Origin of the sequence: Halobacterium bonnevillei (genome assembly GCF_009831555.1) — an archaeon.
Taxonomy (GTDB): domain Archaea; phylum Halobacteriota; class Halobacteria; order Halobacteriales; family Halobacteriaceae; genus Halobacterium; species Halobacterium bonnevillei.
Map to the genome: position 1 here is coordinate 107,624 of NZ_WUUU01000001.1, position 20,841 is coordinate 128,464.

Below are 20,841 nucleotides of genomic sequence, written 5' to 3' on the forward strand. Positions count from 1 at the left end.
TCGGTTAGCTCGGCTCCGAGCGGCCCACCAGTCGTGAGACTGCGCTCAGTCCGGGTGTGCCACTCCGGACCCAGACGGCCAGTGCAACACCGGAGAGGCCGAACTGGAACAGCACGTACGGGTCAACTGCGAACGCCGCGAAATGCGCGAGGAACGAGGAGTCTGACTGGTATGGCGGCACCTCGAGGAGTGGCCAGAAGAGGTAGGTCGTCCACTCGAGTTGGCTGCCGTCCCCACGCAGCAGCCCCCAGACTACGTCCGGGCCGAGGTCGGCGAGACTGTGCGTTACGTACCCGATGGCGAACGCGACAGCGGTGTCCTCGTGGTGCCACCGTCTGCTCATCTGGTAAACGACGAGGACGATGATTCCCGCCGTCAGCAACGAGTGGGCGAACGACCGACCGGACGGCAGTATCGCGAACGTCCACGCCAGCGGTTTGTCGACGAGGTCTGGGAACTGTGACCCGATGGCGACAGCTGCGACGGTGAACGTGGTTTGAGCGCTACGGTCGCTGTACTGCGTGTAGAGCACGAAACAGAGGTATCCCACCGCAAGATGTCCCCATGGCCACATTGAATCGGTGTTGACGCCCGATTCTTGAGAACCTTCCCATCCCGAGAGCGGTCCACCGTTCTCTGGTAGTACAGCTCCGTTCGGTACGTGGCCGGACGTGGCTTCGAGTAAACCACGCGAGTTGAGGCCTCGAAAGCCTTGCCACGGGCACAGTATCCGAAAGAGAGCGAGGAGTAGACCGCAGGGACGCCGCTACGGATTGGGCGCTTTCGCGTCGAGTTCGCTCGGCGTCTCCACGTCGACCAGCGCGTCCTCCAGGACGTCCTCGACGGTCAACTCACTCAGGCCCGCGTCGGTACTGAGAACGAGGCGGTGGCTCAAGATCGGTTCCAGCATCGCATTGACGTCGTCCGGAATGACGTACTCGCGGCCGTGGATTGCGGCTCGGGCCTTCCCGGCGTGGAGGAACGCGAGACTCGCGCGCGGCGACGCCCCGACGTCGACGTACGTACTCTCGCGGACGGCCGCCACGATGTCGAGAATGTACTCCTTGACCGGGTCTGCGACGTGAATCGCCCGAACGTCCTCCCGGAGGTCCAGGACGTCCGACGGGGAGAGAACCGGCGATATCGCATCCGGGCCCAGCGTCGCATCGTCGTTGAATCGGTCGAGGATCTCGCGCTCGTCGTCGCGCTCCGGGATCTCCACGGTCAACTTGAACTGGAAGCGGTCCCGCTGGGCTTCCGGCAACTCGAAGGTCCCCTCCATCTCGATCGGGTTCTGCGTCGCAATCACCATGAACGGCTGCGGCAGGGCCAGGGTTTCGCCCTCGATCGTGACCGTCCCCTCCTCCATCGCCTCCAGCAGCGCGGACTGCGTTTTCGGCGTTGCGCGATTGACTTCGTCGGCGACCACCAGGTTCGAGAAAATCGGCCCTCGCTCCAGTTCGAACGCGCCCGTCGACTCCCGATAGACGTGCGTGCCCGTGATGTCCGCGGGGAGAATGTCGGGCGTCATCTGGATACGCGTGAAGTCCAACCCGATCGCGCGAGCGAACACGTTCGCGGCCGTCGTCTTCGCGACGCCGGGAACGCCCTCGACGAGGACGTGCCCGCCGGTCAACAGCGAAATCGTGAACCGCTCGATCACGTCCTCGTTCCCCACGAGCACCGTGGAGATCTCGTCTCGGATGTCGGCATACGCCCCAGCCGGATCAGTCATCTTGGTCTTCTTTCGGCGCGTCCGGCATAATACCTCTTGCGACACGTTCGACCCGCGACTCGTCCCATTCCGGGTGTCGAGCAGTGACGCGGTCCAGAAGCTCGGTCTCGGACGGACCGACCTCACCAATCTCCGGACTCGAGGAATCCCTCCACGGCAGGGGGATACGGGTCGAGCGCCAGAGCGCGGCGCTGACGACCACCAGCATGGCGATGCTGAGGAACTGGAGCAGCGGGGAGTCAGCAATCGTCAAGACGACCGCAACCACGGGCGGAATCCCGGACCGGTGGGAATAATCGAACAACACCGTCTCGTCGTTGACGAGATTTTGAGCGAACGCGCGGTTGTCCGAGACGTCGAGCATCGAGTTGATGAAGATGCTCGGGTCGCTCACCGCGACGACCGTCCCCTCGCCGACGGATTCGCGGACCACTACCGGGCGTTCGCCGAGCTCCTCGGCGTCGTCGAGTGCGCCGTTCCGGTTCGCGTCGAAGTACGCGTACCCGGACGTGTTCACAACGATCGTACTGTTCGCTCCGGGGTCGATTGCCGTCCCGTGGTTGAGTGTGAGTCGTGAGACGTCAGTTGTCAATTCGGTGTCGTCGACGTTCGGCGCGACGGCCAGTGCGGGACTGCGGTAGTACCGCCGTTCGTCGCGAATCAACCGACCGTCGAATCGTGCGGTCACCCCGAGGTCGGCGAGCAGCGGGTTCGTCTGGTCGTCGAAATCAGAGGCGACGACAAGTGTGCCCCCGCTCCGGACGAAGGCCGCGATGCGTTCGCTGTCCCGGTCGGAATAGGCCTCGGTGGGTGACACGACGAGCGCGGTCGTCGCGGCCCCGGACTGGTCGGCGTATGCTCGAGTGTCGCGGACGATTTCCGTCTGCGCACCCGTGTTCCCCGCCAGGGTACGGACCTCGCTTGCGCCGTCCCAGGCCGGATTATAGGAGCCGAACGCCGTTTCGGAAGTGGTCAGCCCGACGAACCCCGACGAGATGACGACAACGACGAGTGCCGCCAACAGCAGCCGTGGGTAGGTTAGTTCGTAGCCTCTGACCCGCATCGGTTAGATCACTCCCGGGGGAAGGATGGCGAGAATCCGACGGACGACGATCGCCCCGAACACGACCAAACCGAGCAGAATGAGCCAGCGGAGGCGCCGTCGCCAGTCCGGACGCACGTTGAGCGGTGCTGTCAACTCGATCACGACGAGGAAGCCGATGAGCGAGACGACGAAGACCAGTTCGTAGCTGAGCGCGTCGAGGAGGACCAACACGAGCGTGCTCGCGAGAATCCACGCGAGGGTGGCGTGCACGAACCGTGTCCGTCGACGCGTTGCCATTGACGTGTAGTTGCTGATGCGGGGGTTAGAAGGTGTCGCCACGCGGTGACGCTACGTCGGGCGCCCCGCATACTGCCACGACGGACGCCCGCGGAGCCGTATCCTCCCGCATCGACAGAGACGCCTGGGTTCCACTGGGCTGCCGTGCTAACCTTCATTTTTATTACACGGTTCGGTACGGCCACCAGTCGCACGCCGCCCCCTCGATCTGAAACTCGCGCTCTACCACTCGGTCTCGGCAAGCGTTTTGACACCGAAGAGCACGAGTAACAGACCGACGCCAGCGGCCGAGATCGTGGTTTCCTCGTACTGATTGGCCGCTGGCAGCTGAACCACGACGAGCAAGCCCGCGACGATTCCGACCACCCCGACCCCGATCACTGCCGTCCTCGACAGGTCTCGACCCATACGTGGTGCTACAAGCAGGTGGCCTAATAGGCGCGGTGGAGACGAAAATTCCATTCGTACTTTGACACTCGCCACCATCCAGAAAACCACGGGAGCGAATGGCAGTCCGCCGCGTTTGCCGACTCTAACACGACAATCGAACCCCGTTTTCCACTCCCACTACCTCCCGTCTCAGAATAATTCGTTCGTCGCTACGAGGTAGAACCGACCGATGGCGACTGCCGCGACGAGGAAGCCGACGACGATAGCGAGAACGGCCGGCAGATCTAACTGAACGAGGAAATAGAGGGCGCCTGCGAGTGCGATGGCAAGCGCTAGCAGCCCCGCGATGAATATTCCCTGTTGCCTTCGGGGCGCATCGGTGAGGCCCGTTTTCTCCATACGGAGAACTCCGCAGGCCACGGAGATAGTAGTCCCGACGAACAGTTCGATTTTGGCGACGCGATTCGGCGGCGCGTACCCAGCCGCACCTGATTCCAGCAGCCGTAGCTGACCGCGATAGAGCCCGCCCGACTCGCCCGGCTCCATCTCCTCGTCTGCGAACAGGAGCGGTGACAGTACCTGGATGATTGCTTGACGTAGTAGAACGCCCCCATCCACACCCATCTCATTCGTCCAATTGTTGGGATAGCGTCGGCTGAAGATGGACTGACACCGTAGAAGTACTCCGACCGGGAATTTGAACCCGGGCCACCGGAAGACGCGCTTCGCTCCTCTTTGAGGTCGCAACCCTCCGCTGAGCTCAGGGTCGCTCCCATGAGCTTGGGGGCTCTGAGACTCACTAATTCGACTTCAATACATAGCAGTGGTTGGGTTCATTGACTCCCACAAACGTTGACTCACTCTGCTCGAACGGCTACAACTCATCAGTTCTCCTGCGGAGGGGGTTTTCCGTCTGAGTAGTTCCGTTCGAAGTACCACTGTTAGACCGTATTTTGGTGAAACAGCTGGTAAGTGAGTAGGCACGCTAACTGTTGCCCCTAACCCACAGGTGGACTATGATGGTCTGGTGGAAACAGTTATCCCGACCAGCGACTAAATCCAACTGAACCGACTCTCGCTCGTTTTGGGCGATAAAAGCCGTCGCCGGAATCTTCTGGCGAGTAAATAAATCCCACAGTCGCAGCCCACAGGTAATGCCAGCCTTTCCGAACGAACAGCACGCAGCCAGCACCACTCTGAACAGACTCACGATGCCGCTAACCCGCGTCCAGCACCGGGATCGCTACAGTAGCGACGCAGTCGTCCGCCAGGAGTTCGGGCTCTCCGGCTTGGACGAGCTCGAGGACGTGACGATCAACCACTACGGGCCGGGCGCCACTCAGGCGATCACCTCGGTTCTCGTCCCCGTCGCGGGGGGCCCGCACAGCGGTGCCGCCGTGGCGCTGGCCGACACAATCGCCGCGGAGTGGGGCGCGGCACTCACGTTGCTGACCGTCATCCCTGAGACTTCGACGGATGCAGACGCACGTGCCGCCAGTGAACGACTCGACGAGTACACCGACACGGTGAGTGAAAGTCCCGTTGAGACGGCTGTCGTTCGCAGCGGCGACGTCGTCGCGACGATTGTCCAGGAGAGCAACGCCCACGAACTGCTGGTCATCGGTGCGTCCGAGCGCTCGCTGTTCAAGCGACTGTTCCGTGGGTCGCTACCCAGCACACTGGGGCGCGAAACACGCGCCCCGATCTTCGTCGTCAGTCAGTGAGACCGCAGTAACCTCGTCATCCCTCCTCACTCTCCGAGGTGCGTCGTAGAGCACTGGAATACTCGAACGTTCTGTTGCGAGAATCAGCCGCTGAGTGAGTGTTCGAACCAACCAAATGCTCAGGGTGACTCGACGGTAACGGTGGTTCCCAACAGTTCTTCTGGCACGTCGTCTGATGTGGCTCCCCAGAAGGCGAAGGAGTACGTGCCGGGTTCGAGTGGGGAGCAGACGTGATAGCCGACGCCGGCCGGCGGGTGATTTCGCTCCAGTCCTTGCTGGCTGAAGGTGAATGGCCAGTCGTATCCAGCACCCGGAAGCAGGGTCTCTACGTCGTCGAGCCACGCTTTCTCTGGCGTCTGGAAGATTGGCTCCCAGCCCCCGTCCGTCTGGCGCCTGATATTGTACTTGTGGATGTTCCCGACTTCCACAGGCTCATCGCTGACGTTCCTGAGCGAGAACGTAATCTCTTCGCCGATGGCTATCGTCTCTGCTGAGGCGGTCAGTTTCAACCCGGAGTGTCGTTGGACGTGGGGGCCGGACGGTCGTTGGATGTACTCAAGCGTCTCGTCGCCGCATTCGGCATCCGTTTCTGGTGGCTCCATTGGGAATTCTTCGACGCCCTGAAGTCCTCGCGTGGATGGACTGGTGATTGATTGATCGGCTGTCCTGGTTTCCGTCGAGTCTGTGGTGGTCGTATTTGCGTCACCTGTGAGACCGCCAAGACAGCCAGATATAGCCGCGAGCGCGGCTGTTATCGAGATATTACGGAGAACGTGGCGTCGTTTCATATACTTGCATATAATGATGTAAGTAAGTGCTTTCTGCCTCAGGGGGTACATAATCCGTCAGAAGTATCGACCCACTGGTCAGCACTTTTCCTGTACTTACTGATCCACGCCAGATTCCGGTAGCTGTCGAGAAGTTCGAAGAGCCGTCTGAACATCGCTGATTCAACCCTGTCTCTATTCAATAGTTCTGACCATTCTTGGTGAGTGGCTGAATTTAGTACAACCACGGCATTCACACCTATATTCTTCCGTACAATCGGTACGATAGAATTGGCCATAGACGGAGAGAGGCCGTAGAAGTGCACCGACCGGGATTTGAACCCGGGCCATGAGCTTGGAAGGCTCAGGTCCTAGCCACTAGACCATCGGTGCGCTGCGCTTCGCTTGCACACCGGGGCTCGCAAACCCGCCGGGTTTGCTCACCATCGGTGCTCGGTCCACTCGCACCGGCAGCGGCGAACCTCGTTCGCCCCAATGTCGGTGCTCATCCATACTTCCCTGCCGTCGTTTATGGGCGTTTCCCTTCGGGGTGGACGACAGCGTAACAGTTCCCACTCGAGACGAATGAGTCTTCGACCGCGAGCGCGCTGGTCTGGAGGTCCGCGCGGAACTCCTCGGGGTGGTAGATGTGGTAGAACCGCGGGACGGTATCGCCACCGGGGAGCGTCCAGTCGACGGTCGTGTCGAACCCGATGGTCGCTGACTCGCCGCCTGCGCCCGCTCGACTGCTCGAGGAACGCTGCGCGTCGCTCTCGAAGCGGTCGTGCTCGGTGCTCCACGCGCTCACGAGGCCGGCGCCGCCCGGAGCGAGGACGCGTGCGAGTTCGTCGAGGCTGGCGACGCGGTCGGCTCGCGTCCGGAGGTGGTGGATCGTCGCGACGTACACCGCGAGGTCTGCGACGTCGTCCCGCAGGGGGAGGCGAGCGGCGTCTCCGGCGACGAGGCTGGCGTCGAACCCACGCTCGGCGGCGCGGTCACGGGCTTCCGCGAGAAGGCCGCGGCTCGCGTCGACGCCGACCGTCCGGTTCGCGTGCGCGGCGAGAATCTCCGTGTGACGGCCGTTCCCGCAACCGACGTCCACGGCGAGGCCAGCGCTCCGGTCAGTGAGGAAGTCCTCGACCTCCGGCCACGCGTACTCCCTGGTCTGCGAGAAGTGCTCGGCGATGCGGTCGTACGTCCGGTGGACGGCGCCGCCGGCCTGGTCAAGGTGTTCGGTCATCGAATCACCCGAGGAAGAGGAACGTGCCGTACGCGATGAGCAACATCACCGTCGCGTGCTTCGCGCCGGCCTTGATCGTGCCCTCGCCCATCTGGCCGGCGACCAGCCCCGAGCAGACAGCCTGCACGAGCCCCGTGTGGAAGAACACGAGGCTGTACGCGTCCTTCTGCGCCTGGGTGAGTTGCGACGCGCGGTCGAACGGCCCCGTCGACACGTCGCCCGCCGCCTGCCCGGCAGTCGGGTCCGTCGGCGCCGACGCCGCCGCTTCCACCGTCGGGATGTTCGGGATGAAGATGACGTCCAGCGAGACGACGATGGCGAGGAACACGAAGAACGCGATGTAGATGACGACGAGGTACGTCAGCAGTTCGCTGCGGCGGTCGCGCTCCAGGCGACGGGTCGCCTTCGCTTCATTCGCGGCGATCCGCAACACCGGCCCGAGGTCGCCGCTCGCGCGCATCGCGTTCGTCGTCAGTGTCACCACGCGAGAGATGGCCGGCGTACGGATGCGTTTCTGGAACCGATGGAGCGCGTGCTCGATGCGCGCGCCCCAGTTGATGTCGGTCCACGTGCGCTCCAGTTCCGTGGTGAGCGCGCCGAGTTCGCTCCCGACCACCCGCCCGAAACTCTCCACGACGGGCATCCCGGCCTCGTTCGTGGACGCGAACCGGTCGAGGAAGTCCGGAACGCTCGCCTCCACGGCTTTCAAGCGGCGGCGGTGGGCCTCGTACGCGACGGCGAACGTCCCCAGGACGAAGATGGCGGCGTGCACGAGCGGGTCGTCGTAGGCGGTGAAATCGGTCACGCCACCGAGTACCAGCGGCCAGTACTGCACCAGGAGGTACAGCCCGGCAATCGGACCCGTCGCCCAGAACAGCACTCTCGGAGACTGCAGCACTACCTCCAGAGGGTGGCGGAGACGGTACAGAACCGGGCGAAGCGTCTCGTGGGTGTCGAAGCGCTTCCTGTTCTCTGCCGTCGACGAGCTGCCCGCGACGGCGTGGCCGCCGTCCGTCCGCGCAGTCGCCGCCGGCGTCTCGATGGACTGGAACCGCGACAGCGACTCCGACTCGTCCGGTGGCTCCCCCGTCGCGCCGCCCGTCGCCGTCTGGGTGATGCTATCCAGGTAGACGACGAACCCGGCCGTCGCCAGCGGAATCAGCAGGTACGCGGTGACCCGGAGGAAGTTCTTCGTGTCCGACAGCGTCAGCCCGATGATGACGAGGATCGTAATCAGGAACAGCGGACCGGCGACGAACAGCGTCACGTACGCCTCTGCGAGCGTCGCCAGCAGTTCGAGGAACTGCTCTTGCTTCGCCTCGGCTTCGTCGGCGTAGTAGTCGTACTCGCGTTTCAGGAACCCCGGGAGATTCCGGCCGCTCTGGAGGACGCTCGTGAGGTTCTCCGCGAACTCCCCGAGTTCCTCACTGGGCGTACGCTGGCCGAGCCGCTGGAGCGCGCGCAGGATGTCCGACCCGAACATGTCGATGTCCTTCACGACGATTGCCATCTCGCGCGCGCTCTCGCCGTAGACGTCCTGGTTCCGGGCGAGAATCCGCAACACTTCCGGGAGCGCCATCCCACTCCGGGAGAGCGCGTACATGAACGCGACGGTGCGCTCCATGGACACGTCGATGCGTCGCGCGCGCTCCCCGGCGGTGTACGTCGGGAGCGACCACCGCACCTTGTAGGTCGCGAACCCGGCGAGCACCCCGAGCGTCGCGCCTGACCCCAGGAACAGCACGAACAGTTCCGCGACGGTGAACTCGGCCGGGCCGCTGGCGAACGCCGACTGCACGAACGCCGGAAACTGGGACTGGAGGCTCTCCGAGGCGTTCCCGAGGAACACCAGCACGCCGGACCCGAGGTAGACGCCGAGGATGCTCCCAGACAGCGCCGCGACAGTCGCGTAGAAGTACGTGCGGGCCGCGTACACGCGGTACGTTTGCGGGACGTGTGCGCCGCGCAAGGCGTCGACCTGCCCGGGATTGAGGTCGCGGCGGGACTGCGCGAACCCGCCGAACGTCGCGAGCGCGACCCGCGAGACAAGCCGGTCGATGGCCGGTACGAGCGGCGCGGCGGCCAGCGCCCCCACCGCGGCGAACACGACGACCAGCGGCAGGAAGAGCAGCGACGACGCCATCTTACTCGCTGACACCCGGCGCGTCCACGACTACGTCCTCGTCGAGTTCCGACCGGACGCGGTCGACGACGCGCTGCGGGTCGGCGTAGTACTCGTTGATGACCGCGGTGAACCGGCGGTAGTCCGTCACGTCCTGCTGGGTGAGGTACTGGAGGACGCGCTTGCGGTTCCGGAGTTCGCGGAGGAGTTCGCTCCGGCTCCAGCCGCGCTCCTCGCGGATGTCGTCGAGGACGACGGAGTCCCGCTGGTCGAACTCGTCCGCGACTGGCTGCCACTCGAACGCGGTGGAGTAATCGAGGTCGCCGGTCCGCTGGTCGATCCCCTCGATTTCGGCGATGACGCGGTTCCGTCGCACGCGCTCCTTGCCGACGTGCGTCAGCGTCTGCACGCAGAGGATGTCGAGGCTCTGGATCATCGCGCGCGGCACGTTGATGGGGTCGTTCTCCAGGCGGTTGATGACCGTCTGCACGCTGTCCGCGTGCATCGTCGAGTACGTCGTGTGACCGGTGTTCATCGCCTGGAAGAGCGTCATCGCTTCGTCCCCGCGCACCTCCCCGACGACGATGTACTCGGGGCGATGCCGGAGCGCAGACCGCAGGAGGTCGTACATCGTGATGTCCTCGCCTTCGCCGATGGACTCCCGAGTGACCGAGGACAGCCAGTTCTCGTGGAACAGCGTCAGCTCGCGGGTGTCCTCGATTGTGAGGACTTTCGACCGCGGCGGGATGAACATCGAGATGGCGTTCATCGACGTCGTCTTCCCCGAGGCCGTGCCGCCCGCGAACAGCAGGCTCTTGTTCGACTCGATGGCGAGCCAGAGGTACGCCATCTGGTCGAGGTCGAACGTGTTGTAGTCCACGAGCGTCGCCGGCGTGAACGGGTCCTCGCTGTACTTCCGGATGGTGAACGCCGAACCCCGGGGCGTGACTTCTTCCCCGAGCGCGAGCTCCGCGCGCGACCCGTCCGGCAGCGTCGTCTCCGTCACGGGGTCCCCGATCGAGATGTGGCGCCCGGAGGACTGCGCGAGGCGGACGACGAAGCCGTCGAGTTCCTCCTGTTCGTAGGTCACGTTCGTCTCGATGTCGGTGTAGTCGTCGTGGTAGACGAACAGCGGGATGCCGTACCCGTCGCAGGAGACGTCCTCGATGTGGGGGTCCTGCATGATGGGGTCGAGCTTCTCGAAGCCCTCGAACGCGCGGTTGAGGTAGTAGAACAGCCGGTAGAACGCGTTCATGTCGACGTCCAACCCGTACTCCTCGAGGAGCGTCTTCATCTGCTGCTTGAGCACGGCCTCCGGGTTCTGTGGGTCGTACTCTGCCTCGTAGATGAGCGCGTCACGGATGTCGTCGTACAGCGTCTCCAGCAACTCCTGCTCGAAGTCGTCGAGCGCGGGCTCGACGACGTGGTAGCGGCGTTCGTCGTTCTCGGGGTCGAACCCGATGAACACGAACGCGTACGGCGCGTTCACCCAGTACCGGTCGACTTCCTCGTAGCCGTCGAGGCCGTCGAAGGACAACAGCGGTCCGTGCGCGCTGGGGTCGTACTCAGTCACGGTGATCGAGGACCCACGGAGCACCCCGGCGACCCGGCGCGCCCGCTCTCGGACGTCGTCGAGTTGCCGTTCCAGGTCGGCGAGGAAGTCGTTGGGCATCGATTACTACCTCCATCTTCTCCCGCGTGAACTTAAAGTTGGCCGGGCCGGGTGTCGACGCGCGGCCGGAGCCGTCGGACTACACGACGAGGTTCGCGAGCCGGTCACCGGATGCCAGCCGCCGGACGTTCTCCCGGACGAGCGTCGCCATCCGCTCGGGGTAGTCGCGGTTCGCGGCGGCGGCGTGCGGGGTGACGATGACCTCGTCCATCTCCCACAGCGGCGAGTCCGCGGGCAGCGGCTCGGTCTCGAAGACGTCGAGCGCTGCGCCGGCGAGACGGCCGTCTCGGAGCCCGTCGACGAGCGCGTCCTGGTCGACGACGTCGCCGCGCGCCACGTTCACGAGCACCGCGTCGTCGCGCATCGCGTCGAGTTCCGCCGGCCCGATCAGGTGCCTGGTGTCGTCGGTCAACGGCACGGCGAGCGCGACGAACTTCGCGTCCGCGATCGCTTCGTGGAGGTCCGTAGCGGGATAGACCTCGTTGACGTGGTCGACGGGGAGCGGCGTCCGCTTCACGCCGACGACGTCCACACCGAGGGCGTCGGCGCGCATCGCGATGCCGCGACCGAGCGTGCCGAGCCCGACCACGCACAGCGACGAGCCGTCGACCGTGAACGGCGCGTCGTGTGCAGGCCAGGCCCACTCGCCGCGAGTTTGCTTGCCGCGGTGTTCGTGCAGCCGGCGCGCGAACGAGAGCATGTACCCGGCGACCGTTTCGCCGACGCTGTCGCCGTGCGTGCCGGTGCTGTTCGTGAGTCGGATCCCGGCGGCGTCCAATTCGTCGAGTGGGAACCTGTCGACGCCGGCCTGTACCGAGTGAATCCACTCGAGGCCCGCGTCGCGGAACGCGTCCTCGTACACGAACGTCACGAGCGCGTCGACGGCCGCGAGGTCGTCGCTCGTCACGACGCGAACGTCCGGTTCGACGTCCGCGAGTGATTCGCGGAGCGCGTTCGCAGGGAAGATCGCCTCGACGGACTCGTGAATACCGATGCGCGACACCATGACAGCCGGACGTTCTGTGCCCCACGTCTACAGTCTGTCGGCTCACTCTGACTGCACGCTACCCGGAAACGTTTCGACGCCGATACGCATGCGGTCGCGGGGGTTCACGCGGCCTAGGCGGTCATGAGATACGTCACCGAGAACAACACGATGGCCAGCGTCGCAACGTTCACGGTAGAGTACTCGACGACGCCGAGTATCGACAGCCCCCAGACCACGAACGCCGCGAAGGCGGCCGACAGCACAGCGTTCAGCGCGAATACGACCTTCGGGTCGCCCTCGGAGCGCGTCGCGGCCTCGCTGAACCCGTCGCGTTCGTCCTCGCTCATGCGTCGAACCCGGGGAGAGCGCCACTTAGCTCTTTGCAGTGTCCGACCGGTCACCCTCCTCAACCGGGTCCTGGGCGGGCCCCGCGGCGACCGTGTGGCGGCAGTGACAACTAAGTTCCTCGGGCCGAACCAACCCCGCATGGGCATCATTGACACGGTATCGTCGGCGCTGTCGTCGAACGCGGCCAGCGACGATGGCGACGATTCGAGGCGGAACTCGGAGGGGGCGTACTGGTGCGACGACTGCGACGTGCGCGTCCGCGACGTCGCCGTCGACGCCGAGGACCTGGCTCGCGATGCGGACGGCACGCCGCTGTGTCCGGACTGCGGGGCGGCGATGCGGTTCGAGCGCAGCCACGCGGACGGCTGCGCGTGCTGACGCGGGTCGCTGCGGTTACTGCTCCGCGCCCGGAGCCGGCTCCCGGAGAACGCACTCGTCGCCGGCGTCCGCCGGGAACGGCCCGCTTGGGAGGGAGGCGACGTCCTCCCACTCGTCGTCCGTGACGAGTGCGTCGTCGAACCGGTCCCGGAGCGCGCCCTCGTCGACGTCAGTGCCGATGACCACGAACTCGGTGCGCCGGTCACCGTGGTCGTCGTCCCACGCCAGGTTCGGGCGGTTTGACCGGTAGAGGTCGCGCTCCACCTCCGGCAGCGAGGCGATCCAGGGCCCGCTGGCGGTGACTCGCACGGAGGGGCCCGCCTGGCCGACAGACTGCCGGAACTCGTTGCCCGCGACCCACAGCATCCCCTTCGAGCGCACCACGCCGTCCGGGAGATCACGCAGGACGGCTGCAATTCGCTCCGGGTGGAACGGACGACGGCGGCGGTACGTGAACGACGAAACGCCGTAGACCTCGTCGGGGTGACGGTGACCGTGGTGGTCGTCGTGGTCGTGGTCGTCGGTGCCGCCGTGGTCGACGGCTTCGTGGTCGTCGTCATCGAGTGCGCGCTTCCACCCCGGGAGGTCGTCCATCGCGTCCGGGTCGAAGCGGGCGGCGTCGGACAGCCAGTCCGGGTCCACCGCGGAGAACTCCGTGCGGACTGTCTCCGCGTCGGGCTGGAGCGCGCCGACGAGTTCCTCGGCGGTCTCCAGTTCGGTCCGCGTACAGATGTCGGCCTTGTTGAGGACGACGACGTTCGACACTTCGATCTGCTCGACGAGGAGGTCGGACAGCGGCCGGCCGTCCTCGTCGGTGCCGCGCCGCTGTGGAACGCCGTCGCCGCCGAAGGAGTCTACGAGCAGCCGCGTGTCGACGACGGTCACAAGCGACTGGACGCGGTACTGCGCCGCGACCCGCGACTCAGTGGTGAACAGTCGAGCGACTGGCGCGGGCTCGGAGATGCCCGAGGACTCCACGACGAGGTGGTCGAAGTCGCGGTCGCCCGCGAGCCGCACGACCGCCGTCTCCAGGTCGTCCTGGAGCTCACAGCAGATGCAGCCGTTCGACAGCTCCGCGACTCCGTCCTCGACGTCCAGTTCCGACCCCTCAGCGACGAGTTCCGCGTCGACGTTCACGTCGCCCATGTCGTTGACGAGTACGGCAATGTCGCGGTCGCCGGTATTCGCGAGAACGTGGTTCAACAGCGTCGTCTTCCCCGCTCCGAGACTCCCCGAGAGGACCGTCACCGGAATCCGTTCGCCCATAGGTGTCCGTAGGTGGGCGAATCCTTCAACGCCCGGTTTCCCGGGCTCGCCTGGCGCCCGGGGCCGGTCCGGCGCCGCGACACACTTTACCGGGGGAAGCCGTAGTGTGTACACGATGAACGTCGCCGAACGGATTGCGGCCTACCGGGAGGTCGTCGAGGAGTGGCTGCGCGGCCTCTACCACGGGATGATAACGCACCCGGCGTACGAGAAGATCGAGAAGGAGGCCGAGGACATCGAGGACGCGTTCATGCTGGCGTGCTTCCCGGATGCCTTCGGAGTGCCGTCGCCGGTCTCGTACTACACGTCCGAACTGCTGCCGTACCTCGAAGACGAGTTCGAGGCCTGGGAGCGCCGGCTCTGGGACCGCGGAACGTACATCGAACGAAAGGGACAGCAGTACCACTTCTGATGATTCGGAACGCACGACACCACACGGACGACGAGCCAGAGACGCGGGCGCGGTCGCCGCGGCACCGACAGCGACGCCCGGGGGGCCCGCAGTGAAGCCGTTCGTGTTCTTCGGCGGGAAGGGCGGCGTCGGGAAGACGACCGTCTCGTGTGCGTACGCCCTCAAGAGCGCGCGAGCGGGCGTGGAGACGCTGGTGGTTTCGACGGACCCCGCCCACTCCGTCTCGGACGTCTTCGACCAGCAGTTCGACGACACGCCACAGCCGGTGGCGGGCGTCGACGGACTGTCGGCGCTGGAGATCGACCCCGAATCGGAGGTCACCGAGCACTTCGACGAGATCCGGGCGCGCCTCTCCGACCACGTGTCTGCCTCGATGGTCAACGAGATCAACCGCCAACTGGAGATGGCCCACCAGACGCCGGGCGCCTACGAGGCCGCGCTGTTCGACCGGTTCGTCGACGTGATGCGCGAGAGCGACCCCTACGACCGCGTGGTCTTCGACACCGCACCGACCGGGTCGACGCTGCGGCTGCTCACCCTCCCGGAGTTCCTCGAGTCGTGGGTCGACAGGCTGCTGTACAAGCGCAAGAAGAGCATCGACCTCTTCGAGAAAGGCGCCGTCGGCGACCGGGAGCCGCGTCGCGTGATGGACGGCGACCCCGTCGTCGAGCACCTTCAGGACCGCAAGGAGTTCTTCGAGTTCGCGGGCGGCGCGCTCCGGAACGACGCCGCGTTCTTCCTGGTTCTGAACCCCGACCAGCTTTCGCTCAACGAGACCGAACGCTCCATCGCGGACATGGACGAAGAGGGGCTGGAGGTCAGCGGGCTCGTCGCGAACAAACTGACGCCGTCGCCGGACCCCGACGAGGACGGCCGGGGTGCCCGGTACCTCCGGGACCGTATCGAGACCGAGCGAGAGCGCCTGGACCGCGTCCGCGAGACCTTCGACCCGCCGCTGGTCGCGGAGATCGAGACCCGGACGCGGGAAGTGAAAGGCGACCTGCTCGACGACGTCGCCGAGGAGCTCGCCGTAGACCCCACCCCCGAGGAACCGGTTTTCGTCTGATGGCACCGCCGGCGCCCGCGGACAGGTGCCGTGGGCACCGCACCCCGGGATGCGGTGACCGACTCCAGTTCCCGGTAGTGCTCGGACGTCGTCTATTCGTGGACGAGAACAGGTCTTGCCTCCGTCCGCTGGAAGAAATTAAACCGGATCGCCCGTACATTTCATTCCATCAATCGAACAATGAATTTTGATGGGAACGTTTAACTACCCCCCTGTAAGTTTTCCCCATGAGCCTGGGAAACCATGACACAGATAATTTGGATCGTGGCGGCAGTACTCGTGACCTTCACCGTCGGGTACGTAGGGTACTCGCGGTACCTCTCGAGGTTCGTCGAACTCGACGACTCACGAGAGACGCCAGCGCACAAGTACGAAGACGGCCAGGAGTACGTTCCATCGAAGAAACCAGTGTTGCTCGGGCACCACTTCTCGAGCATCGCCGGCGGCGCGCCCATCGTCGGCCCGATTACCGCCGGCGCAATCTGGGGGTGGGCGCCCGCCCTCGCGTGGGTCGCCATCGGCAACCCGCTGATGGGTGCAGTCCACGACTTCATCTCGCTGTCCGGGTCGCTGCGACACGAGGGGAAGTCGATCGGCTACATCATCGGCGAGTACGTCGGCGAACGCGGGAAGGACATGCTGCTGTGGTTCGCGTTCCTCACCATCATCCTCGTCGTGGCGGTGTTCGCGCTCGTCGTGGGCATCGTTCTGAACGCGTTCCCGTCGGCAGCGACTGCGAGCTTCGTGTACATCGCACTCGCGGTCGTGTTCGGCGTCTACCTCTACCAGTTCGACGCGCCCCTCGTTCCCGGGACCATCGTGTTCGTCGCGGGCGTGTTCGCGGGCGTCTGGATCGGCATCCAGTACCCGTTCGCGCTGTTCGAACTGGCGGGCGACGCAGCCCACCCCGCAGGCACGTTCGTGCTCTTCGACAGCACGGGCTCGTGGGTGCCCGGCGCTGACGCTCTCGGCGGGAACACCGCCGGCTGGGTGCCAGTGATTCTCGTGTACGCCGCGGTGGCCAGCGCACTCCCGGTGTGGACGCTGCTCCAGCCCCGCGACTACCTCTCGTCGTTCCTGCTGTACGCGGGCGTCGGCGGAGCGCTGCTCGCAATCATCGTCGGCACCATCTTCGGCACGTCCAGCGAACCGCTCGTCATCGCGGACAGCATCGAACCGTTCACCGGCTTCCTCGGCGTCGATGCGGTGTCGCCGTTCCCGCTGTTCCCGATGCTATTCGTCACAATCGCGTGCGGGACAATCAGTGGATTCCACTCCCTGGTGTCCTCGGGGACGACGGCGAAGCAACTGAACAAGGAGAGCGACGCCCGCCTCATCGGCTACGGCGGGATGCTCGGCGAGGGCCTGCTCGCCGCCACCGCGCTGTCGACGCTCGCCATCGCCGGCTTCGCGTCCGACGCTGCGGCGGGTGGCATCGGTGGCGCGCTCCCGAACTTCGCGACCGGCGGCGGCGTCATCCTCACGAGCCTCGGCATCTCGGCCGAGTACGGCGCGCCCTTCATGGCGCTCGTGCTCGTGAGCTTCCTGCTCACGTCCACTGACACGGCCGCGCGGCTCGGCCGCTACATGATGGAGGAGATCGTCGGCACGCCGGGCAGCGGCAGCGAAACCGGCTTCGGTGGCGGCATCGGTTCGTTCGCCCGCGGCCGGTACACGAACCCGCTCGTCCAGATCGGGCTCGCGTACTTGCTCGTCGTCTCCGGCGAGTGGGCGACGCTGTGGACGCTGTTCGGTGGCGCAAACCAGCTGCTGGCGGCGCTCGCGCTGCTGACCGGCACGGTCTGGCTCGCCAACTGGAAGGAGTCCAAGCAGCTCATCAGCACGGGCGTTCCGATGGCGATCATGGTCGTCGTCACGGTGCTCGGCTTGTCGTGGGTCGCGTTCAAAGAACAGCTCTACGACCAGCTGATCCAGGGCGGTGCGAGCGGCCTCGGTGCGCAGGTGTCGGCGTCGATCCGCGTCCTGCTCGCTGTGGTCCTCATCTACCTGGCGCTGTCCCTGGTTCGCCTCGGCTACCAGAACATCGGTCGGGTTCGCCAGCGCGGCGGTGCCGCGGCGGAGCCGAGCGACGACTGACGCGACGCGATCGACCGCTCACGGTCCCCTCGTGTTTTCCCCTCCCTCACGAACCCGACACAGCGGCGGGTACCGCCGTCCAGTGGTGTCAGGTCCAGAAGCGCTTCGCGAGCCGCGAGAAGAAACCCTCGGAGGGCTGCTCGACGTCCCCCCAGAGGGCGAAGGCGTCGAGGAGTTCGGCCTCCCGGCTCTCGACGCCCGCCTCGTCGTCCGGCGCCACGACGACGAGGTGTACCTCGTAGTGCCCGTAGTATCCGAACTTGAGGAGCGTGCGGTCGCGGAACCCTGCGACGAACTCCCGGACGTCGTCGGGGAGGTCGTCGGCGACAAGCACGAACGTGAAGTTCGTCTCGTAGTGCTCCTCGTCGGCGTCCACCCAGTCGTCGGCGAGGTCGTGGCCGAGGTCCGTGAGCGCTTCGAGTTCCGAGACCGTCGGCTCGTCGGTCCGGCGCGCGAACACGTACTCCTCGGTCTCGTGGTCGGCGTAACTCAGTGCGGGGTGGAGGAACTGCTTCTGGCTGACCATCCGGAGTTCGCCGTAGAGCTCGAACGACTCGCCGCGGACCGAGTAGTCACGTTCGAGGTCGTAGCTGTACATCAACCGGTCGCTCACGCGGTCGAAGTACTCGTCGTCCCACGCGGGGACGTTCTCGCGGATCTCCGCGGGGAGTTCAGCGGGCTCCCGGGTGGCGTTCCCGTCAGTCATCCTCGGACGGATCCGACGACGGGTCGCCGGGTTCGTACGCGACCGCGTCGTCGGACGCCGGCGGCGCGCCCACCGCGAGTAGTTCGACGGTTTCGTCGGCAGTTTCGGGGTTGTGCGCTCGATGCGGGCTCTCGGGGTCGACCGCGAACAGGTTCCCCGCGGGCACCTCGAACGTCCCCTCTGGGGTCTCTACGGACAGCGTGCCCGACAGGACGAAGAACGCCTCCTCTTGCGTCTCGTGGTAGTGGTAAGCGAGCGGCACCTGTTCGCCGGGCTCGGCTCGGAAGACGTTGAGTGCCATCTCGTCGAGGTCGGCGGGCTCGGTCAGCGACCGGTACTCGCACGGTCGGTCCGCTGGCGGTTCGACGTCGTCCGGATCGACGACACGGTATCCCATGGGTACAGATACCGGACGGGGCGTAAAAGCTCGTCGCGTACCGCCTCGGCCTGCTGGCTCCGGCCTCACAACCGCGGTTCGCAGGCGGCACCAGAACTATAGTGGTCCGCGCCGCCTGTATCTTGCATGGCCGACGAGCGAACGACCGAAGCGTGCGGCCGCTGTTCGATGACGACGGTCGTCGACGCGGTGGACGCGAACCGGGACGACGACGCGGAGCCCCCAGACCCCTTCGAGGGCGGACGAATAGAGGTCGAGGAGTCCGCAGTCAGGCGCGTCTCCCCGGTCGCCTGGGCGAGCGGCGTCACGTCTCGCCTGAACGCAGCGGTCCAGCGACTCACGTACGGGCGGTAGACGTCGACGACCCCCGCGAGACCTCGAACCGGACTCTACGGGCGATAGAGGGCTCCTACAACGCCCTCTATCGGTTTCGTCGCCTCAACGGGATTCGAGTACCCGCTCCAGCGGGGCAGACTGCCGCGTGTGTCCGGCGTCTGACGCGGCGTTACGTTCATTGCCCCGTCTATCATAGCTACACGTAGGGAATGCGCCGGGACTACTTCGAACTGGACGTCACGAACGTCGACTGGGTCGAGAACGACGGCGACCCGAGCAAGCCAAACGTCGTCATCGAGTTCACGGGAGCGGCCGCCGAACTCGAAGAGAGGCTGACTGACCGGAGCGGAAATCTCCTCGACGAGAGCGAGGTCGACGCGGCACTCCGGTTGACAGACGACCTCGACGACCCGGACGCAGGCGGGGTCGTCGCGGTCACGAACCGCATCACCGGGGAGTTCGTGCTGGAACTGAACGAGGACGCCGACGACGTACTGAAGTTCGTGCGCGCCGCGCGCCGGTACGGCGAGGCGACCGGCGACGACGGCCGGTACCGCGTCGAGATCCGCGTCGACGGCGAGGAGCTCGCCGTCTACGAGAAGGCGACGTTCCTCGTCTACAGCGAGGACGGCGACCTGCTGCGCAGCCACAGCCTCATCCCGAGCGGCATCGAACTCTGAGTGGGCGGCTGCGGTCCCGACTCTCGGTTTGTACTGTAACTACGGAGCCGCGCGTACGTGCGTCTCGGCGACCTGACGCCTCGCTCGGGATGTCGACGTGTCGGTGCGATAGCTCGTCGCGCCCGGAACACCCGAACCTAAGTGAGCGCGGGCGTTCCCCCAGGGTATGGACCTCTTCGGTACGGCAGGGATTCGAGGGAACGCGGTCGGCGACGTGACCCCGGACCTCGCGCTCGCCGTCGGTGCCGCGGCCGGCAGGGACGCGCGCGGTGACGACGAGGTGTTCGTCGTCTCCCGGGACGGACGGGAGACGGGACCCGCTCTCGCCGCCGCGATGACCTCGGGATTGGAAGCCGCGGGGATGCGTGTTCTGGAGGCGGGCGTCCTCCCCACCCCCGCACTCGCGTACGCCTCCCAGGGCCGCCGCGGCGTCCAGCTGACGGCGAGCCACAATCCGCCGGAGGACAACGGCATCAAACTGTTCGTGGACGGCACCGAGTACGACAGTGACCGCGAACGCACCATCGAGGAGTTCGTGGACGCCGACCCCGAGTACGCCTCCTGGGCGGACTGGGGTGCGGTCGAGGACCTCGAGGTGCTCCCGGACTACCGGGAGGCAGTCGTCGACTACGCCAGCGACCACGGCGGCCCGCTGGACGGCCTGACGGTCGCGGTGGACTGCGGGAACGGGGTTGCGAGCCTCGCAACCCCGCAGGTGCTGCGTGAACTCGGCGCGCACGTCGTCACGCTGAACGCGAACGTCGACGGCCACTTTCCCGGCCGGCCGAGCAAGCCGACACCGGAGACGGTCTCGGACCTCAGGTCGTTCGTCGCGGACGGCGGCGCGTCGTTCGGCATTGCGCACGACGGGGACGCCGACCGCATCGTCGTCGTGGACGGCGACGGCGACGTCGTCCACGAGGACACTGTGCTCGCGGTACTCGCGGAACACTACACCCGGAGCAGCGACGTCGCGGACCCAGTCGTGGTGACGACGCCGAACGCGTCCGCACGCATCGACGAACGCGTCGAAGCCGCAGGCGGTCGCGTCGAACGCGTCCGGCTCGGCGCGCTGCACGAGGGCATCGCTGCCGCCCGCGAGAACGGCGGCGACGTCGTGTTCGCAGCCGAACCCTGGAAACACGTCCACGTCGGCTTCGGCGGCTGGATCGACG

Annotated in this window: 23 protein-coding genes and 1 tRNA gene; 8 read left to right on the forward strand and 16 right to left on the reverse strand. The window is 65.8% G+C overall.

The window, feature by feature from the left end:
• Positions 1-4: 4 nt before the first annotated feature.
• From GRX66_RS00540 to GRX66_RS00565, 6 genes are all read right to left on the reverse strand, one after another.
• Entirely contained in the window at positions 5-574 is a 570-nt protein-coding gene (locus tag GRX66_RS00540) for a metal-dependent hydrolase (RefSeq protein WP_159524755.1), read from the reverse strand.
• A 192-nt stretch (positions 575-766) separates the two neighbouring features.
• Positions 767-1,735, reverse strand: a complete 969-nt coding sequence (locus GRX66_RS00545) for an AAA family ATPase (RefSeq protein WP_159524756.1) — start codon at positions 1,733-1,735, stop codon at positions 767-769.
• On the reverse strand, positions 1,728-2,798 hold the full coding sequence (locus tag GRX66_RS00550; RefSeq protein ID WP_159524757.1) for a DUF4350 domain-containing protein: 1,071 nt from the start codon (positions 2,796-2,798) through the stop codon (positions 1,728-1,730). Before GRX66_RS00550 ends, GRX66_RS00545 begins: the two co-directional genes overlap by 8 nt.
• A 3-nt stretch (positions 2,799-2,801) precedes the next feature.
• The gene (locus tag GRX66_RS00555; RefSeq protein ID WP_159524758.1) at positions 2,802-3,077 is read right to left on the reverse strand and encodes a hypothetical protein; all 276 of its coding nucleotides are present in this window, start codon (positions 3,075-3,077) and stop codon (positions 2,802-2,804) included.
• Positions 3,078-3,299: 222 nt separating this feature from the next.
• Positions 3,300-3,485, reverse strand: coding sequence for a hypothetical protein (locus tag GRX66_RS00560; RefSeq protein ID WP_159524759.1), 186 nt, complete (start codon positions 3,483-3,485; stop codon positions 3,300-3,302).
• A 171-nt stretch (positions 3,486-3,656) separates the two neighbouring features.
• A complete protein-coding gene (locus tag GRX66_RS00565; RefSeq protein ID WP_159524760.1) occupies positions 3,657-4,013 on the reverse strand; it encodes a hypothetical protein in 357 nt (118 codons plus the stop codon).
• A gap of 608 nt (positions 4,014-4,621) precedes the next feature.
• Between GRX66_RS00565 and GRX66_RS00570 the strand changes: the two genes are divergently transcribed.
• Positions 4,622-5,191: a universal stress protein gene (locus GRX66_RS00570; RefSeq protein WP_159524761.1), complete on the forward strand. Its 570-nt coding sequence runs from the start codon at positions 4,622-4,624 to the stop codon at positions 5,189-5,191.
• 119 nt (positions 5,192-5,310) lie between these two features.
• Here GRX66_RS00570 and GRX66_RS00575 read toward each other — a convergent pair whose 3' ends face one another.
• The 7 genes from GRX66_RS00575 to GRX66_RS00605 form a co-directional block, all read right to left on the reverse strand.
• Positions 5,311-5,793 (reverse strand): hypothetical protein, encoded by a 483-nt coding sequence (locus tag GRX66_RS00575; RefSeq protein ID WP_159524762.1) that lies wholly within the window; start codon positions 5,791-5,793, stop codon positions 5,311-5,313.
• Positions 5,794-6,279: 486 nt separating this feature from the next.
• Positions 6,280-6,351: transfer RNA gene (locus GRX66_RS00580), tRNA-Gly, on the reverse strand.
• Positions 6,352-6,487: 136 nt separating this feature from the next.
• A complete protein-coding gene (locus GRX66_RS00585; RefSeq protein WP_159524763.1) occupies positions 6,488-7,198 on the reverse strand; it encodes a class I SAM-dependent methyltransferase in 711 nt (236 codons plus the stop codon).
• 4 nt (positions 7,199-7,202) lie between these two features.
• On the reverse strand, positions 7,203-9,341 hold the full coding sequence (locus GRX66_RS00590) for a type II secretion system F family protein (RefSeq protein WP_159524764.1): 2,139 nt from the start codon (positions 9,339-9,341) through the stop codon (positions 7,203-7,205).
• Position 9,342: 1 nt separating this feature from the next.
• Positions 9,343-10,992 carry a type II/IV secretion system ATPase subunit gene (locus tag GRX66_RS00595; protein ID WP_159524765.1) on the reverse strand — a complete coding sequence of 550 codons (1,650 nt, stop codon included), beginning with the start codon at positions 10,990-10,992 and terminating at the stop codon, positions 9,343-9,345.
• 79 nt (positions 10,993-11,071) lie between these two features.
• The gene (ddh, locus tag GRX66_RS00600) at positions 11,072-11,998 is read right to left on the reverse strand and encodes a D-2-hydroxyacid dehydrogenase (RefSeq protein ID WP_159524766.1); all 927 of its coding nucleotides are present in this window, start codon (positions 11,996-11,998) and stop codon (positions 11,072-11,074) included.
• Positions 11,999-12,111: 113 nt separating this feature from the next.
• Positions 12,112-12,327, reverse strand: a complete 216-nt coding sequence (locus GRX66_RS00605) for a hypothetical protein (protein ID WP_159524767.1) — start codon at positions 12,325-12,327, stop codon at positions 12,112-12,114.
• A 139-nt stretch (positions 12,328-12,466) separates the two neighbouring features.
• On the opposite strand from GRX66_RS00605, the gene GRX66_RS00610 reads away from it, so the two are divergent.
• Positions 12,467-12,706, forward strand: coding sequence for a hypothetical protein (locus tag GRX66_RS00610; RefSeq protein ID WP_159524768.1), 240 nt, complete (start codon positions 12,467-12,469; stop codon positions 12,704-12,706).
• 15 nt (positions 12,707-12,721) lie between these two features.
• On the opposite strand, the gene GRX66_RS00615 is transcribed toward GRX66_RS00610, so the two are convergent.
• On the reverse strand, positions 12,722-13,972 hold the full coding sequence (locus GRX66_RS00615) for a CobW family GTP-binding protein (protein WP_159524769.1): 1,251 nt from the start codon (positions 13,970-13,972) through the stop codon (positions 12,722-12,724).
• A 115-nt stretch (positions 13,973-14,087) separates the two neighbouring features.
• On the opposite strand from GRX66_RS00615, the gene GRX66_RS00620 reads away from it, so the two are divergent.
• The 3 genes from GRX66_RS00620 (at position 14,088) to GRX66_RS00630 (ending at position 17,547) form a co-directional block, all read left to right on the forward strand.
• Positions 14,088-14,384, forward strand: a complete 297-nt coding sequence (locus tag GRX66_RS00620; protein WP_159524770.1) for a hypothetical protein — start codon at positions 14,088-14,090, stop codon at positions 14,382-14,384.
• A gap of 91 nt (positions 14,385-14,475) precedes the next feature.
• On the forward strand, positions 14,476-15,450 hold the full coding sequence (locus GRX66_RS00625; protein ID WP_325063887.1) for an ArsA family ATPase: 975 nt from the start codon (positions 14,476-14,478) through the stop codon (positions 15,448-15,450).
• Positions 15,451-15,693: 243 nt separating this feature from the next.
• Positions 15,694-17,547 carry a carbon starvation CstA family protein gene (locus tag GRX66_RS00630; RefSeq protein WP_159524771.1) on the forward strand — a complete coding sequence of 618 codons (1,854 nt, stop codon included), beginning with the start codon at positions 15,694-15,696 and terminating at the stop codon, positions 17,545-17,547.
• 88 nt (positions 17,548-17,635) lie between these two features.
• Here GRX66_RS00630 and GRX66_RS00635 read toward each other — a convergent pair whose 3' ends face one another.
• Positions 17,636-18,253, reverse strand: coding sequence for a hypothetical protein (locus GRX66_RS00635; RefSeq protein WP_159524772.1), 618 nt, complete (start codon positions 18,251-18,253; stop codon positions 17,636-17,638).
• Positions 18,246-18,650: a cupin domain-containing protein gene (locus GRX66_RS00640; protein ID WP_159524773.1), complete on the reverse strand. Its 405-nt coding sequence runs from the start codon at positions 18,648-18,650 to the stop codon at positions 18,246-18,248. Before GRX66_RS00640 ends, GRX66_RS00635 begins: the two co-directional genes overlap by 8 nt.
• Before the next feature lie 126 nt (positions 18,651-18,776).
• Between GRX66_RS00640 and GRX66_RS00645 the strand changes: the two genes are divergently transcribed.
• The 3 genes from GRX66_RS00645 to GRX66_RS00655 all read left to right on the forward strand — a co-directional run.
• A complete protein-coding gene (locus GRX66_RS00645; RefSeq protein WP_159524774.1) occupies positions 18,777-19,004 on the forward strand; it encodes a hypothetical protein in 228 nt (75 codons plus the stop codon).
• A 191-nt stretch (positions 19,005-19,195) separates the two neighbouring features.
• On the forward strand, positions 19,196-19,666 hold the full coding sequence (locus GRX66_RS00650; protein ID WP_159524775.1) for a DUF5793 family protein: 471 nt from the start codon (positions 19,196-19,198) through the stop codon (positions 19,664-19,666).
• Between the two features lie 166 nt (positions 19,667-19,832).
• The coding region (locus GRX66_RS00655; RefSeq protein ID WP_159524776.1) for a phosphomannomutase at positions 19,833-20,841 on the forward strand (1,009 nt) is incomplete at its 3' end.